General features: G+C 64.9%; 11 protein-coding genes. 2 read left to right on the forward strand and 9 right to left on the reverse strand.

Going from position 1 to position 13,505, the window contains the following annotated elements; genetic code table 11:
- The first annotated feature begins 45 nt into the window (after positions 1 to 45).
- Positions 46 to 4,860, forward strand: coding sequence for an RHS repeat-associated core domain-containing protein (locus AC3FOF_RS33915; RefSeq protein ID WP_488729091.1), 4,815 nt, complete (start codon positions 46 to 48; stop codon positions 4,858 to 4,860).
- A gap of 442 nt (positions 4,861 to 5,302) precedes the next feature.
- Here AC3FOF_RS33915 and AC3FOF_RS33920 read toward each other — a convergent pair whose 3' ends face one another.
- From AC3FOF_RS33920 to AC3FOF_RS33955, 8 genes are all read right to left on the reverse strand, one after another.
- Positions 5,303 to 6,271, reverse strand: coding sequence for a Bug family tripartite tricarboxylate transporter substrate binding protein (locus AC3FOF_RS33920; RefSeq protein WP_488729092.1), 969 nt, complete (start codon positions 6,269 to 6,271; stop codon positions 5,303 to 5,305).
- Between the two features lie 169 nt (positions 6,272 to 6,440).
- On the reverse strand, positions 6,441 to 7,610 hold the full coding sequence (locus AC3FOF_RS33925; protein WP_488729093.1) for an STY4528 family pathogenicity island replication protein: 1,170 nt from the start codon (positions 7,608 to 7,610) through the stop codon (positions 6,441 to 6,443).
- 671 nt (positions 7,611 to 8,281) lie between these two features.
- On the reverse strand, positions 8,282 to 8,599 hold the full coding sequence (locus AC3FOF_RS33930; protein ID WP_276264392.1) for a hypothetical protein: 318 nt from the start codon (positions 8,597 to 8,599) through the stop codon (positions 8,282 to 8,284).
- A gap of 384 nt (positions 8,600 to 8,983) precedes the next feature.
- A complete protein-coding gene (locus tag AC3FOF_RS33935; RefSeq protein WP_488729094.1) occupies positions 8,984 to 9,130 on the reverse strand; it encodes a hypothetical protein in 147 nt (48 codons plus the stop codon).
- Positions 9,131 to 9,191: 61 nt separating this feature from the next.
- A complete protein-coding gene (locus tag AC3FOF_RS33940) occupies positions 9,192 to 9,563 on the reverse strand; it encodes a hypothetical protein (RefSeq protein ID WP_488729095.1) in 372 nt (123 codons plus the stop codon).
- 518 nt (positions 9,564 to 10,081) lie between these two features.
- The gene (locus AC3FOF_RS33945) at positions 10,082 to 10,420 is read right to left on the reverse strand and encodes a hypothetical protein (RefSeq protein ID WP_488729096.1); all 339 of its coding nucleotides are present in this window, start codon (positions 10,418 to 10,420) and stop codon (positions 10,082 to 10,084) included.
- 145 nt (positions 10,421 to 10,565) lie between these two features.
- Entirely contained in the window at positions 10,566 to 11,138 is a 573-nt protein-coding gene (locus AC3FOF_RS33950; RefSeq protein WP_488729097.1) for a DUF4337 domain-containing protein, read from the reverse strand.
- Between the two features lie 77 nt (positions 11,139 to 11,215).
- Entirely contained in the window at positions 11,216 to 11,812 is a 597-nt protein-coding gene (locus AC3FOF_RS33955) for a ParB-like protein (RefSeq protein ID WP_276264389.1), read from the reverse strand.
- Between the two features lie 394 nt (positions 11,813 to 12,206).
- Between AC3FOF_RS33955 and AC3FOF_RS33960 the strand changes: the two genes are divergently transcribed.
- Entirely contained in the window at positions 12,207 to 12,659 is a 453-nt protein-coding gene (locus AC3FOF_RS33960; RefSeq protein WP_035813052.1) for a PA2169 family four-helix-bundle protein, read from the forward strand.
- A 115-nt stretch (positions 12,660 to 12,774) separates the two neighbouring features.
- On the opposite strand, the gene AC3FOF_RS33965 is transcribed toward AC3FOF_RS33960, so the two are convergent.
- Positions 12,775 to 13,452, reverse strand: coding sequence for a methyltransferase family protein (locus AC3FOF_RS33965; protein WP_488729098.1), 678 nt, complete (start codon positions 13,450 to 13,452; stop codon positions 12,775 to 12,777).
- Positions 13,453 to 13,505 lie beyond the last annotated feature (53 nt).

Raw genomic sequence — 13,505 nt, forward strand, 5'->3', positions numbered from 1 at the left:
TACCGTCATCACCGCATCACCAAACAACCAAGAGAGGGGGACCCTATGAGCGGCAAACCAGCAGCGCGCATCAGCGACAGCGTCAAGGGCGGCAAGATCATCACCGGCTCGCGCACGGTCCTGATAGGCAGCCAGGGCGGCATTGCCTGCTCCGTCTGCCCCGGTGGCGTCAAGGTCGGCAGCCCCGTCAATCCGCAGCTCGGCGCCAAGGTCCTCTCCGGCGCGGCCGACCTCGACTTCGCCCTGCCGGGCGCTATGCCGCTGGTGTGGCAGCGCCAGTACAGCAGCTACGTCAATGCCGAACAGGGCGGCCACTGCGGCATGCTCGGCTACGGCTGGGCCGTGTCGCTGGAGATGCGTCTTACCGTGCGGGCGGACGCCACCTTGCTGCACGACAGCCAGGGCCGCACCATCACCTTCGATGCGCTGCCTGCGGGCGAATCCCTCTACAGCCCCAGCGAAGACATCTGGCTGCTGCGCGCCGGCATGCACCCGGGCGGGCTGGCGCAAGAGCTGGCCAGCCTCAGCGGCGCGGCCCGCTTCGCCGGTGAGGCCAGCGACGAACCCCATACGGTAGAGCCCATCGCCGCAGACCAGCAAGCCCCCGCCTGGTGGCGTGATCGATTCGCCTGGGTGCGCCGCGACCTCGCCTGCAGCGCCCATCTCATCTTCGCTGCCAACGGCGCGGGCGACCATCTCTGGATCTTCGCGCCCGTTAACTGGAACGCCATCGAAACCGCGCGCCAGGCCCTGCAAGCCGGCCAGGCCCAGCCCTCGGAGAACCAACTCCCCGCGCCCAGCGCGCAATGGGTCCTGCTCGGCCAGCTCGACCGCCTGGGCCGTTCGCAGCGCTACCGCTGGAGCGACACCGACGGCCATCCGCGCATCACCACCATCGAAGACGGCGTGGGCCGCCTGTACCAACTGCACTATGGCCAGGCTCTTGCGGCGCAAGACGCCAAGCACTACACGCACAAGGACGGCAACTATTACGGCAACTATTTCTGGCAGGCCGACAGCGGCCTGCGCCTCACCGGCATCGACCTTGTGCGCGACCCCATCCACCCGCTGCTCAACCAGGAGACACAGGCCGCGCGGCCCATGCCGCTCGTGCGCTACGGCTACAGCGCGCAGGGCGACCTCATCACCGTGCACGACCGCCACGGCGAACAGGTACGCCGCTTTGGCTGGCGCAACCACCTTATGGTCTTCCACCAGGAGCGCGACGGCCCGGAGCACCACTACACCTACGACCGCGACGAGCCAGGCGGCAAAGTGATCGAGCAGCGCAACCAGCAGGGCCTGGACTACCAGTTCGACTACCGGACACTGCCGGAAGCGGACGGCCAGCCGCGCCACGCCTGCCAGGTCAGCGACAGCCTGGGCCGCATGGAGAGCTACGTGTTTCAGGGCGAGGCAGGGCTGGCGCGCCTGGTCGAACACACACGGGCCGATGGCACCACCCTGCGGTACCACTACACCCCCTACGGGCACCTGAGCGCCATCACTGACCCCCTGGGGCGCACCGCGAGCCGGCTCATCAGCCCCACGGGCCAGTTGCTCGCCACCCAGGGGCCGGACGGCGCCCGCAGCACCCAAAGCCACGACGACGCCACGGGCCTGCTGCAAAGCGCCACCGACGCGGCCGGCCGCACCACCGGCTACCACTACGACGCGCACCACCGGCTTATCCGCGTTACCGGGCCAGACGGCAGCGAAGAACGCTTCGAGTACCCCGAGCCGGCCCTCGACCGGCTCAACGCCGACAAGCCCATCCGCATCACCGACGCCAGCGGCGGCGCCAAGCAACTGGCCTACACCCCGGCCGGGCAACTGGCCAGCTACACCGACTGCTCCGGCTACACCACCCACTACGAATACACCCGCTGGGGCCAGCCAGCGGCAACGACCAACGCGCTTGGCGAGCGCATGAGCTGGCAGTACAACGAGCGGGGCCAACTGCAGGCCATGCACCATGCCGATGGCAGCACGCAGCGCTACCAGTACGACGACCGGGGGCAGGTCAGCCAGGTCAGCCACGTGCCGGCCAACGGCGGTGCCTCCGCGCCAACCCCGGTCAGCCTGGAATACGACCAGTGGGGGCGCCTCACGCGCCGCAGCCACGCCGGCCACAGCCTGGCCTTCGCCTACGACAGCGCCGGGCGCCTTGCCCGGCTCACCAACGAAAACGACGAACACACCCACTTCGCCTGGGATGCCATGGACCGGCTCGTGCGCGAAACCGGCTTCGACGCCCGGGTGCAAAGCTACCGCTACGACGCGGCCGGGCAACTCAGCCAATCGAGCGACGGCTGGGCCGACGAGCAAGAGCAGCCCGAACACACCACCCGCTACGAATGGAACCGGGCCGGCCGGCTGGCCGCGCGGCACCTGCCGGCCACGGCCCTGGCCCCGGCACTGACCCACTGCTACCAATGGAGCGTAACGGGCGAGTTGCAGCAGGCCAGCGTCTGGAGCGCAAACAGCGCCCAGGCCAGCGGCAGTGGCAACAGCGACACCGGACGGCAATGGATGCGGAGCCAGGCGCTGATCGAGCGCGACGGCGCGGGCCGGGTGACAGGCGAGGTACAACGCCTGTTCAAGGCCCCGCAGGTGAGCAACGGCCATGTGTCCCCCGTGCCGCCCGACCCCGAAATCGAATTCGAGCACCGCATCCACCATCGGCTCGACGCGCTGGGCGCCCGCATCGCCAGCCAATTGCAGGGACTGGGCGAAGTCGGCTACCTGCTCTATGGTTCGGGCCACCTGCACGGCCTGCTGTGGGAAGACAACAGCCTTGTGGACTTCGAGCGCGATGCGCTGCACCGCGAAACCAAACGCCTGTGGAGCCAAGAGACAGGCATGCCGGCCTCCGCACAGCCGTTCACCCGCCAGCTCGAATGGGACGAGGCCGGGCGGATGCGGGCCATGCGGCTGGCGGGCCTGCCCGCGGCCATGCCGGCCGACATGCTGGATGCGCCCGCGCAAGCCGCCTATGCCGCCCGCCCGGTGCGCGCGCCGCAAGCGCTGATCGGTGCGCTCACCTCGCGCCACTACCACTACGACGGCCTGGGCCAGATGGTGGGCATGGAAACCCCGGCTGGCGCGAGCCGCTTTGGCTACGACGCGGCCGGGCGCCTCACCTCTGCCCAGCACCCGCAGGGCGGGCAGCAGCAATGGCGCTTCGACGCGGCGGGCAACCGCCTGCCGATCATCGCCGGGCAGGCACCCGAAGCCATCACCACGCCTACCGGCCAGCTCACCACCATCGACCGCCAGCGGGCCGAGGAACGCGCGCAGCACCAGGCCCGCTTCGCCACGCCGGGCGGCTCCCACCAGCCGGGCCAGGCCCAGCCGCACTGGATGGAGCCGCACTACAACGTGCTGCACGGCACCGACACCTCGGAGGGAGCGCCCGGCAACGCCGCCCTGTACTGGGCTGGCAACCGCGTGGGCAACTACAGCAACAGCGAGGATTCAGGCAGCGCAGGCGCGCGGCTGCACTACCGCTACGACAGCCGGGGCAACCGCACCGAAAGCGTGGACGAAGCCAGCGGCCGGCGCATGCTGTTGGCGTACGACGGAAGCAATCAACTGGTGCAGGTGACGGTGACGCAGGGCGACACCAACAGCACCGCGCGCTACAGCTACGACGCCTTTGGCAGACGGCTCGCGAAATACAGCAGGAATGCAGAAGGCAACTGGCAGGAGCAGGCGGACTACTACGGCTGGGACGGCGACCGGCTCATCCACACCGAGCGCCATGGCGCGGGCAAGGCCCAGCCCGAGATCATCCACACCGTCTACGAGCCGGGCAGCTTCACGCCGCTGCTGCAACTCAGGCGGCCTGCCGCTGTCGAAAAAGCCGCTCCCACGCTGGTGGAAACCATCATGGGGCACCTGCCACAGCCTATGGTGCGCGATATGCTGGAGCCGATGCTGCGCGACCTGGAGGCCACGGCACAGCAGCTCGCACAAAGCGCCGAGCGCATCGGCATGGCGCAGGATGCGCAGGAGCTGATGGCCAGCCAGTTTGCGCTGTTGCAGCAGGACCGGGCAGAGAGCCGGGCGCTGCGGGCCAAAGAGATCGAGGTACGGCACTACCTGTGCGACCACTTGGGCACGCCCCAGGCACTCGTTGACCAGCAAGGCGAGGTCGAGTGGGCTGCTGCGCTGGATGCCTGGGGCAATGTGCAGCAGGAGCACAATCCGAAGGGGCTTTACCAGCCGATACGGCTGCCGGGGCAGCACCAGGATGGGGATACGGGGCTGTTCTACAACCGGCACAGGTACTACGATCCGATGCTTGGGATATATATCAACCAAGACCCAATTGGTCTCAAAGGTGGATTAAATAATAGTGCTTACCCATGGAATCCAATGGAGGGATTTGATCCTCTTGGTCTGCAGGATTTTTCTAACTTCCCGGGAATGGGGGCTGGTACAACTCAAAGAGCATCTCAAATACAAGACCTGATACAAAAAGGCTACTCGCCAGAGCAGATTGATTCTATTATTTATCCCAAGCCGGAATCCATTTTAAGCCCATTTGAGGCTATGGGCGATTTCTACAAAAATTACACAGATATGAGGGACGCCAACACTATTGGGGGAGATAAATATTTCCACTGCAAAGCGAATTGCGAGGCCGCGAAGAGAGGGGCGAATGCCTCATGGATGGCATGCAAAATATCAAACTTGCGAGAGATAACCGACCAGAGAATCAAAGGAGATCCAAGAAGCGCTTCTATAGAGGATCAAGTGGCAAACCATCATGGACGCCAAGGTGCCAACTCCCCCCAATCTTGTGAGCAGGTTTGTGATAAATTTAGGCCGAATGGATTGCCTGGAAAATACTAGTCATGAAGAGAATTTTTATTCTGATAATTATATTATTTGCCATAGTTTCCTGCATTTACTTTTATGACTGGCTGAGGGTGGATAAATGTCTTGATCTGGGTGGTCGATGGAACCACGAGCTATCTCAGTGTGAGAATGGCTTATAAATCTCCGCTAAACCATCCGTTTGGGCTGCCGGGGAACTTGGGCGCGTCGATAAGACCGGTATGCTCACCCTCATGCCGGTGGAAACAATCATGGGGCACATGCCGCAGCTAATGGTGTGCGATGCGCTGGAGCCGATGCTGCGCGACCTCACTGCCCGGCTAGGCGGATCACGCAGAGCGCCGAGTGCATCGGCATGGCGCAGGACGCGCGAGCTAATCGCCAGCCAGTTCGCGCTATTGCAGCAGGGCCAGGTCGGCGGAGCTATAAAACGAGTTGGACGGCCTCCCGTCGCGGGTCAGTTCAGGCGGATTCCGGCCGTCTTGATGACCTTGCCCCAGCGTTCGTACTCACGCAACCAGTGCTCGCGCATCTCTGCGGGTGTGCTTGGCGTCGGCTCCAGCGACAACGCATCGAAGCGCGCCAGGACTGCTGGGGAACGCAGGGCCTCTTGCAGCGCCTGCGACCAAGCCTGCAGCGTGGCGTCGTCGGTGCCAGCGGGCGCGACCAGCCCCTGCCATCCATCGGCCTCGAATCCGTCCAGACCTTGCTCGGCCAGCGTCGGAACATAGGGGTACTGCTTTAGCCTTGTAGCACTGGCAACGCCCAGCGCATGCACCTTGCCTGCGGCAATCAGCGGTGCGCCGGTTGCGCTGTCGATGAACATGAAGGGAACCTGGCCACTCACCACATCGAGCAGCGCCGGCAGCCCGCCCTTGTACACCGCATGCGTGAGCTTCCAGCCCATGCGCTGCGCCATCAGCTCGGTGGCAAGATGGTGCGGCGTGCCCAGCCCCGGGCTGGCGTAGCTGGCCGGGCCATCCTGCCGGCGAATCCAGGTATCCAGTGCCTTGAAGTTGCGCGTGGGCATCTGGTTGCCCACGACCAGCAGCAATGGCAGCCGCGCCAGCAACCCCACAGGAGCAAAGTCCTGCTGCGCGTCGTAATTGAGCTTGCTGAACAAGTGCGGATTGGCGGCAAGCGAGGGAAACCCCGCCGAGAAGACCATGTCGCCACGCAGCTTCGCGCGTGCCACGTATTCAGCCGCGATGTTGGTGCCCGCACCCGGTTTGTTCGTGACGACCACCGGCCGCCCGAGCGCCTGCCCCCAGACCTCGCCTACGCTGCGGGCAACGGCATCGTTGCCCCCGCCAGGCGCGAAGCCGACAACCCACTCGATGGGCTTGCTGGCGGCTCGCGCCGAAGCTGCGAGCGCGAACGGTGCGCCGAATGCCAGGATGGCCTGGCTTGCGTGCCTGCGTTTCATGTCTCCCTCCTTTGGTTGCTGGAGCACCCGGTAGAACCTTCACCGACGTGCCCCTCCATGGTGGGAGACAGAGCCCATTAGGGCCATGAAATAAACCATCTAAGAAATATCCATGGCGTGGATATTCCCCGATTCAAAGGACGCAGGCTACGAAGCGCCAACCATCGGCCTACGCGGAGCTGGGCCGCGTGCGCCCATCCTGCAAGAACATCTCGGCCACGATGTCGCCGGCCCGTGTTGGTTGCCCCAGGAGCCGGCGAGCCCGGGCAAGGTATGCCTGCGCCACCTCGGGCGCCGCAGGCTTATGCGCAGGTGTCGGCGGTGCAGCCGGAGTTGCCTTGTGGGCAGGCGCATTAGCGGGGTCGGGGCTGGTAGGCTTCTTCGCTGCCCACAAGCGGAATTCCCCTGCCAGCATGCGCCGCACCAAGCCGAACAGATAGGCCACGGCATTGCGCACAGCACCCAACTGCACGCGGGCCTCCAACTCGTCCAGCACGTCTTGCTGGTGTTCACTTGGCAGACGCCGCAAGGCCATCTGCACATCGCGGTGCTGGTCGGGAGCCATCTTGTCCAGGCATGGCGGCAGCCGCAGCGGGGACGCCGATGTTGGTGAGTCGCTTTCTTGCGTGCTCGCGCGGTACGTACGTACTTCTTTTAAAGAATACTTATACGTACGTACTGGCGAATCAGCCTTCGATGTGATCGAACCCGTGTCGTCGCGGGCAACTAGCAAGGGTGCTTTCCCCTTTGATGGCGGCGGAGGCGGGTTGCTGGGATCGTCATCGTCCGCCAGCCCGCCCCGAGTGCGGGCCAAGGCAATCTGCTGGCGAAGTGGCGCGGGCAAGTCCCGATCCGCCGCCAGCTCATTCAAAACGCCGATCGCCACCGAGCGCACGACGTGATTGAGGTGCGAGACGGAGCGCTCCAGCAACTCGATGTACTCGGGGTCCGAGGCACACACCTCCGGGCACGATTGCGGCGTGTCATGCACGGCATAGAGCGTGTTCTGCACCTGGCCGGTGAGCGGGTCGCGGCGATACCCCGCCAGATGCACCCAGCGCGTCATGCGCAGCACGCAGACAGTGCGCGAAGCCGTCTCGTATGCCGCCCTCTGATTGCCCGCCTTGCAGGCCAGGAACGGGCGCATTTGCTCATAGTTGGGCAGGGCACTGGTGCCGTCTTCACCCACGCGGGCGCGGAAGACCATCCAGGCATTGCGCTCCAGCGGCGTCAGCCGCTCATCGAGCAGCAACGCAAGGGGGACGCTGACGTTGCCGGGTGAGCGAGGGTTGGCCGAGGCCCGCGAATCATTGGATGAAGGGTTGGTTTGGTCGAACATGTTCGGTCTCCATACGGTCCTGGCGAGATAGCCAGATGGGCCATATGTCAGCCGAAGCCTGCCTTCGTGTCGTCGAACAATCCGGCATGCGCCCGCCCGTATTTACGGACGAACAAGGGCGTGAAAAAAATGGGCTTCGCGGCTAGAATCAAGCACGTCTGGCCTCCATGAGAGACAGGGCCTGTCTCTTGGCCAGTAGTGACCGACGAATGGCAGCGAAAGATATCCACAGGACCCGCCCCCGCACGGTATCTAGTGTCTCCACTGTCATCCACAGTCGGCCACGAAGCGCTAGGGCATGAACGTATGTCCAAGTTTATGTCCAAGCGTCTAAAGCGAGCCTAAAAAATTGCTTTAAATTCAATTGGTTAGATAGCTTTCTCTTGCTTCTGTATCGGAAAGTAACGGCCGGCCCATAGGCCGGGCGTTCGCGGCGCGGCGCCTGCACAGCCCCCGCACCAACGCTGCCCGTACGCGGTGAACGGGATTCGGCATGCAGCGACAGCGATGCCGAAGGCCTGATGTCCGAGTCAGGCGCGACGGTCAAGGAGGACGTGAAAATCCCGCGGGGTACCCGCCCGATGCATCTGGAGCAACGGCGCGGCGCGCTTCACGCCAGGTGAATCGCTTTCTCGCGGGCATGCTGCCGTGAATGTCCGGCTTTCCCGTTCCTAGTCATCGTGGCCGTGGCCGTGACCGTGGCCACGGTCATGATCGTGGCCTCGGCCATGGTCATGATCGCCTTCATGGTCATGCCAGTCATCGCGGTCGCGGCCACGGTGGTGATCTTCCCATTCCCGGCGCTCCCAATACCGGCGACCGTCGTAATACCTTTCCCCGTACCAGCCGGGCGCGATAACCACCGGGGCCGGGGCCACCACGACAGGCGCCGGGATGCCAATGCTGATGCCGACGTCGACAGCGTGCGCGGCGCTCGAAAGCCCGATGCCAAGGGCGGCAAGCATGGATGCCAGGACGGGATACTTCATGGGTTGCTCCAAAAGAGGGATGCGACAAGCCGCAAGTACAGGTAACAGTTGGCTTGCGGTCGTGGCCGCCGGTTTGGCCGCGCAAGCGCAAGCGCCATCCTCTCCATTAGTGCGAAGCCCCGCCTTGCCGTTGACATGCCGGCCGCTGCAACGTGGAAATTGACCATTGTTTTTTTGGATGCGCGGATAGCCTGCTGCTGGATGTGTCTGTTCCGCCGCGCGGAAGCACGGCCGGGCCGACACTATCTGGCATGGCGTGGCGCGCACTTCCGAATCAAGGGCACAGCCCTTCGGATGCACTCCACGCCTGCGACGCCGCCGATCAGCACCCGCGCGAAGGACGCTCCGGTACGGCAGGGAGAACGGTGGGAAAACGCATTGGCATCAGGTGCGCCAATGGTAATGACGCGGGCGGCGATGCTGTACCGCACCATGCGGAGGGCGGCGGGCATGGTGAAAGATCGCGCGGATCGCGAATATGTACACCATCAGCACCATCAGCGCGGCAACGATCAGCGTGAGGGTTGTCATGGAAGCGCCTCCCTATTGAGACGGATACGCGGGATATGCGATGCCGGCTGGCGTCTGCTGCCTACCGGCCGTGACCGCCGCCGTGGCCGCCGCCATGGCCCTCGCCGCCGCGGCCTTCTCCGTGGCCCCCGCCGTGGCCGTGGCCTTCGCCGCGGCCCTCGCCGTGGCCGCCATGGTGTCCGCCGCGATGACCATCACCACCGAAGAAGAAGCCACCGCCATAGAAGCCGGGCCACCAGCCATAGTCGTAGTAGTAGGGATCGCCGGCGTAGTAGGGCTCGTAGGGGTAGTAGCCCAGGTCACCGGCCGAAGGCTGGTAAGGGTAATAGGGGGAATAGGGGGAATAGGCGTCGTAGGCGGGCTCGGTCACGCAGCCAGCCAGTGGCACGCACACTGCCGCGCAGATAGTGAGGGTTCGGATACGTGTGTTCATCGATGTACCCCGTCCGTCCAGACTATTAGACAGCAATGCCTGTACAGCATTCCCGCCGGGCCGATCCGCTCATCGCGCCAACGGGCAGGGAGGGCAGGGGACAAAAGGAAGCCCGCCGGATGGGCGGGCCGATGCGATGCGCGTTACCGCGCTCAGTGCCGATGGATCAGATGGTCGAACCAGGCGCGTACCGAGTGTTCCTGCGCCGACAGTAGCGTCGGATCCCTTTCGCGGAGCACCCAGACAACGAGCGCGCATAACGCCAGTCCGATGAGCAGGACGACTAGTGAGGCAACCATGGCAGCCTCCTGACAGAGTGGCCATATAAGCAGTGTAGGCCGCGCTACTGCCGGTCGCGAGACAGGCGATGAAAAGAAGCCCCCAATACGGAACAGAGGGGCTCGCGGCCCCTCGTGTTTCTTGCATCTCGTCCCTGGCCGGTTGCCTGGTCATCCGATCGGCCGGCGATCCGGTCGCCAGGGGTATCGGGCCTCAGGCATCGTGCGTCGGGACAGGGCTCATTGGCCGATCTGCTTGCTCACCGCGTTTTCCTGCTGGTTGACGGCACGCTGATCGGCACGGGTGATGTGGCCGCCATCGTGGCTTGCCATCGTGCGTTCTTCCTTGCGGATCTGGCGGTCTTCGCGATGCAGCCTGGCGGCCTGGCCGCGGGAGATTTCACCTTCCTTGACCTCGTTGTGGATGCGCTTGTCCTGATTGGCCAGGCGAGCGTTGACCTGCTCGCGGCGCGGATGGGTCTTGTCCCAGTGCGTCTCTGCGGCCATTGCACCGCCAGCCATGCCTGCGGCCAGAATGGCGACGGCCAGGCTTCCGATCAGTTTGCGCGAAGTGAACATAGTGAGCTCCCGTGTCTGTTAGTGCCCGGCAGGATTGGCCGCGCATGAGCCAGTAACGCCACCGGTTCGGGCGGCGATGACGACGAGCGGGGAGCGCTTTGTAACGATATGTTCGGCCGCGCCGGGCACTTTGGCGCGCCCGGATTCACACATGTAGTGCCGCAAGCACAGCGAGCACGCCACCGAGCGCGCCGATGCCATACGATGCGAACTGCAGCCACCTGCGCCGCGTCAGCAGCGTGATCGCCGCCATGGCGATGGCGACCTGCAGCGCCACCACCGACTGCGCCCAGCGGTGGTGATGGTGCACGGCTTGCTCGCTGGCCTGGTCCGCATCCCGTGCCGCCTGTTCCTGCGCCTCCGCCTTCTGGCGGACCTGCTCCTTCTCGGCGGCATAGCGCCGGGCTTCCCGCCTGGCCGCCTCGTGATCGACCCCGGGCAGTTGCGCCGTCAGTTCGGCGATCGCTTCCTTCTGTCCCTTGGCCTGGTAGTAAGCCCATTGATTGGCGGCTTCGGTCTTGTGGATGGCGGCTTCGTTCTTCAGCAGCAGCGCTTCGTTCTGCGTAGCGCCACCCTGGTAGCCGAACACCGCGCCGGCGGTCGACAGGATGGCTGTCATGACGGCGATCCTGCCGGCCAGGCGATCGGATTCCGCCGACTCCGCGGCATGGTCAAGTACGTCGTCGTGCACGCCGCGCACCTCGAACTCTTCGGACATCGCCGCGTCTCCCCCTCGGAAAAAGTGTCTTGTGGTCTTGCCTGCGTTCCACGGCGGCAGTCTCGCCGGGCTTTCGTTCAGCCCGCCTTGTATCCCGGCAGGCCGCTGGCCAGGCTGCTCTTTGCCAGCAACAGGCCGGCCTTCACGGCCGCCTGGAAGTTGGCCTGCAGATCCTCGATGGCGATGCCGCGGCGGAAAAAGTCCGCCCAGACAAACTCGGCGAACGCCGTCGGCGTCTTGTCGTAGCCGCCCGCGTCGCGCACGTAGCCGGCCAGGGATCGATAGGGATCGTCGAGCAGTTTCTCGAGATGGCCGGGGATAAGCGAGTAGACGTGCCGCACGCCTTGCTGATCGAGCGGGTGGACCCACAGGTGCTGGTCCATCTCCTTCCAGAAGGCCGCCATATCGCTGGCCGACAGGTCTGCCTCCACCGTGAAATAGCCGCTGGTGACGCCCGCCTCCAATGCGGCGCGCCCGAGATGATGGTGGTCGGTGATGAAGAGCTTTCCCCCCGGCCCCGTCACCGCCGGTATCGGATGGGCCTGCATGAACGCCTGCTGTTCCTTGGCGCTCAGCGAGGCGAGGTGCTTTTTCTTGTCCTGGACTTCGATCATGCCCACCGTGAGCTGGGTCGGGTGGAGGTCATGAATCAAGGCTTCTTGGATCTTCGGCATTTTGCTTCTCCATGCTTTCTTGCCCCGGCGCGCCCCGGGCGGCTTTCGGGCTGGTGCTTGCGTACTGCGGTGCTGCCGCTGATACCGGCCAGCCCGCTTTCCCGATCTTCGTACCAAGATTAGTACACATTCCGGGCTACGCTTTGGCTTGCGGCTTCCGCCCGCCGGGCGGCGTTGTCCTGATCTGCCAGGCTCCTATACTGGTCGTGTCGGTAGCGCGCGAAATCCGCACTCTCCACTGCTACGGGCAGGCCCGCACGGCAGCCTGCCCGCAAGCCATGATAAGCATGCCGTGCGGCAAGACAGGAATCGGGGCGCCGGATACCGTATCCGGCGCCAGGGCGAATGTGCGCGTGGCGCCATGATCGGCCCGGATTCCGGCAAGGAGAATGTCATGGCCAACGCTCAAGGACAACTCGTCTCCACCTTGAACCACCTGATCGAGGTGGGCAAGGACGGCGAACTCAGTTGCATGACCGGCGCTCGCGAGGTGCATAACCCCGAGATACGCGCCATCCTCACGGGCACGGCGGAAACCTGCCGCGCCTCGGTGCTGGAGCTCAAGGCGCTGGTGAGCGCGCTGGGGGCGGAGCCGCGCGACCGCGGCAGCATGGGCGGCTCGCTGCATCGCGGCTGGATGGAGGTGCTGCATATGATCGCGCCGCATAACGACGATGCCGTGCTGCAACTCTGCGAACGCGACGAGGAAACCGCCAGGCGGGAGTACCAGTCCGCGCTGACGAAGGAGATGCCCGCCGATGTGCGCGCCGTGGTGCAGCGCCAGTACGAAGGCATCCAGTGGCATCACGACCGCATCCACGCGATGCGCGGCATGCAGATCCACTAAGGCAAGCCCGCTTCGATACGCTGGCACAGGCGCCGCCCGAGGGCGGCGCCGGGGAACGGCCGGGCCATCCCCCTTTGCTTTTCCTTTTCCTATACCTTTGCCTTTGCCTTTACCTTTACCAGACGAACGGTATCAGCCGGTAGCGCACCCGCGCGGCGTACGCGGCGTAGCCATCGAGGCCACGCAGCAGTTCGCGGTCTTCCATCGCCGTGCGCAAGACGATGGCGCCGTCGAGCGCCAGCGATGCGGCAAGGCCGTACCACGAGCCGAGCACCAGTGCGTTGGCCGGCAGGAATACCAGCGCGGCGGCGTACAGCGGATGACGGATCACGGCGTAGGGGCCGCTTGAAATCACGCGATGCCCGCGCTCGGCCTGGATCCTGACAACGGGCGCCAGGAAGGTGTTTTCATGCAGTACGCGGTCGATCATGCGATACGACAGCAGCAGCAGCACGGCGCCCGCGCCTTGCAGCCACAGCGGCATCGCCGACCAGCGCAGCCGCACGGCATCCAGGCCCATCAGTACCAGCCAGGCGCACCACGCCACGCTCAGGGCCAGCATGAAGATCTTGTCCCAGAGCGGCTGGCCGGCCTGGAGCGGCATTTTCATGCGCTCGGCAAGCAGCGCGGGATCATGCCGCGCGAGGCGCAGGGTCGCCCATATCCCGCAGCCGAAAAACAGGATGAGGTAGGCCCAGCCGGCAGGCCAGCGCAGCGTGCCCGCACCGCCGAACAGCAGCCCCGCGAAAACCAGCGCCTCCACCCCCAGCGCGAACCACACCTTGATGCCCATGGGACCTGCCTCCTGGCCGTCCTGCCGCAACGATGAATCGCATGCTGCGGCAT

Source organism: Cupriavidus sp. 96C5-1, from assembly GCF_057798855.1.

What these genes read in the sequence shown, in the direction of transcription:
- AC3FOF_RS33915 (WP_488729091.1), top strand. Translation starts at nt 46, where the DNA reads ATGAGCGGCAAACCAGCAGCGCGCATCAGCGACAGCGTCAAGGGCGGC.
- AC3FOF_RS33920 (WP_488729092.1), bottom strand. Translation starts at nt 6,271, where the DNA reads ATGAAACGCAGGCACGCAAGCCAGGCCATCCTGGCATTCGGCGCACCG.
- AC3FOF_RS33925 (WP_488729093.1), bottom strand. Translation starts at nt 7,610, where the DNA reads ATGTTCGACCAAACCAACCCTTCATCCAATGATTCGCGGGCCTCGGCC.
- AC3FOF_RS33930 (WP_276264392.1), bottom strand. Translation starts at nt 8,599, where the DNA reads ATGAAGTATCCCGTCCTGGCATCCATGCTTGCCGCCCTTGGCATCGGG.
- AC3FOF_RS33935 (WP_488729094.1), bottom strand. Translation starts at nt 9,130, where the DNA reads ATGACAACCCTCACGCTGATCGTTGCCGCGCTGATGGTGCTGATGGTG.
- AC3FOF_RS33940 (WP_488729095.1), bottom strand. Translation starts at nt 9,563, where the DNA reads ATGAACACACGTATCCGAACCCTCACTATCTGCGCGGCAGTGTGCGTG.
- AC3FOF_RS33945 (WP_488729096.1), bottom strand. Translation starts at nt 10,420, where the DNA reads ATGTTCACTTCGCGCAAACTGATCGGAAGCCTGGCCGTCGCCATTCTG.
- AC3FOF_RS33950 (WP_488729097.1), bottom strand. Translation starts at nt 11,138, where the DNA reads ATGTCCGAAGAGTTCGAGGTGCGCGGCGTGCACGACGACGTACTTGAC.
- AC3FOF_RS33955 (WP_276264389.1), bottom strand. Translation starts at nt 11,812, where the DNA reads ATGCCGAAGATCCAAGAAGCCTTGATTCATGACCTCCACCCGACCCAG.
- AC3FOF_RS33960 (WP_035813052.1), top strand. Translation starts at nt 12,207, where the DNA reads ATGGCCAACGCTCAAGGACAACTCGTCTCCACCTTGAACCACCTGATC.
- AC3FOF_RS33965 (WP_488729098.1), bottom strand. Translation starts at nt 13,452, where the DNA reads ATGGGCATCAAGGTGTGGTTCGCGCTGGGGGTGGAGGCGCTGGTTTTC.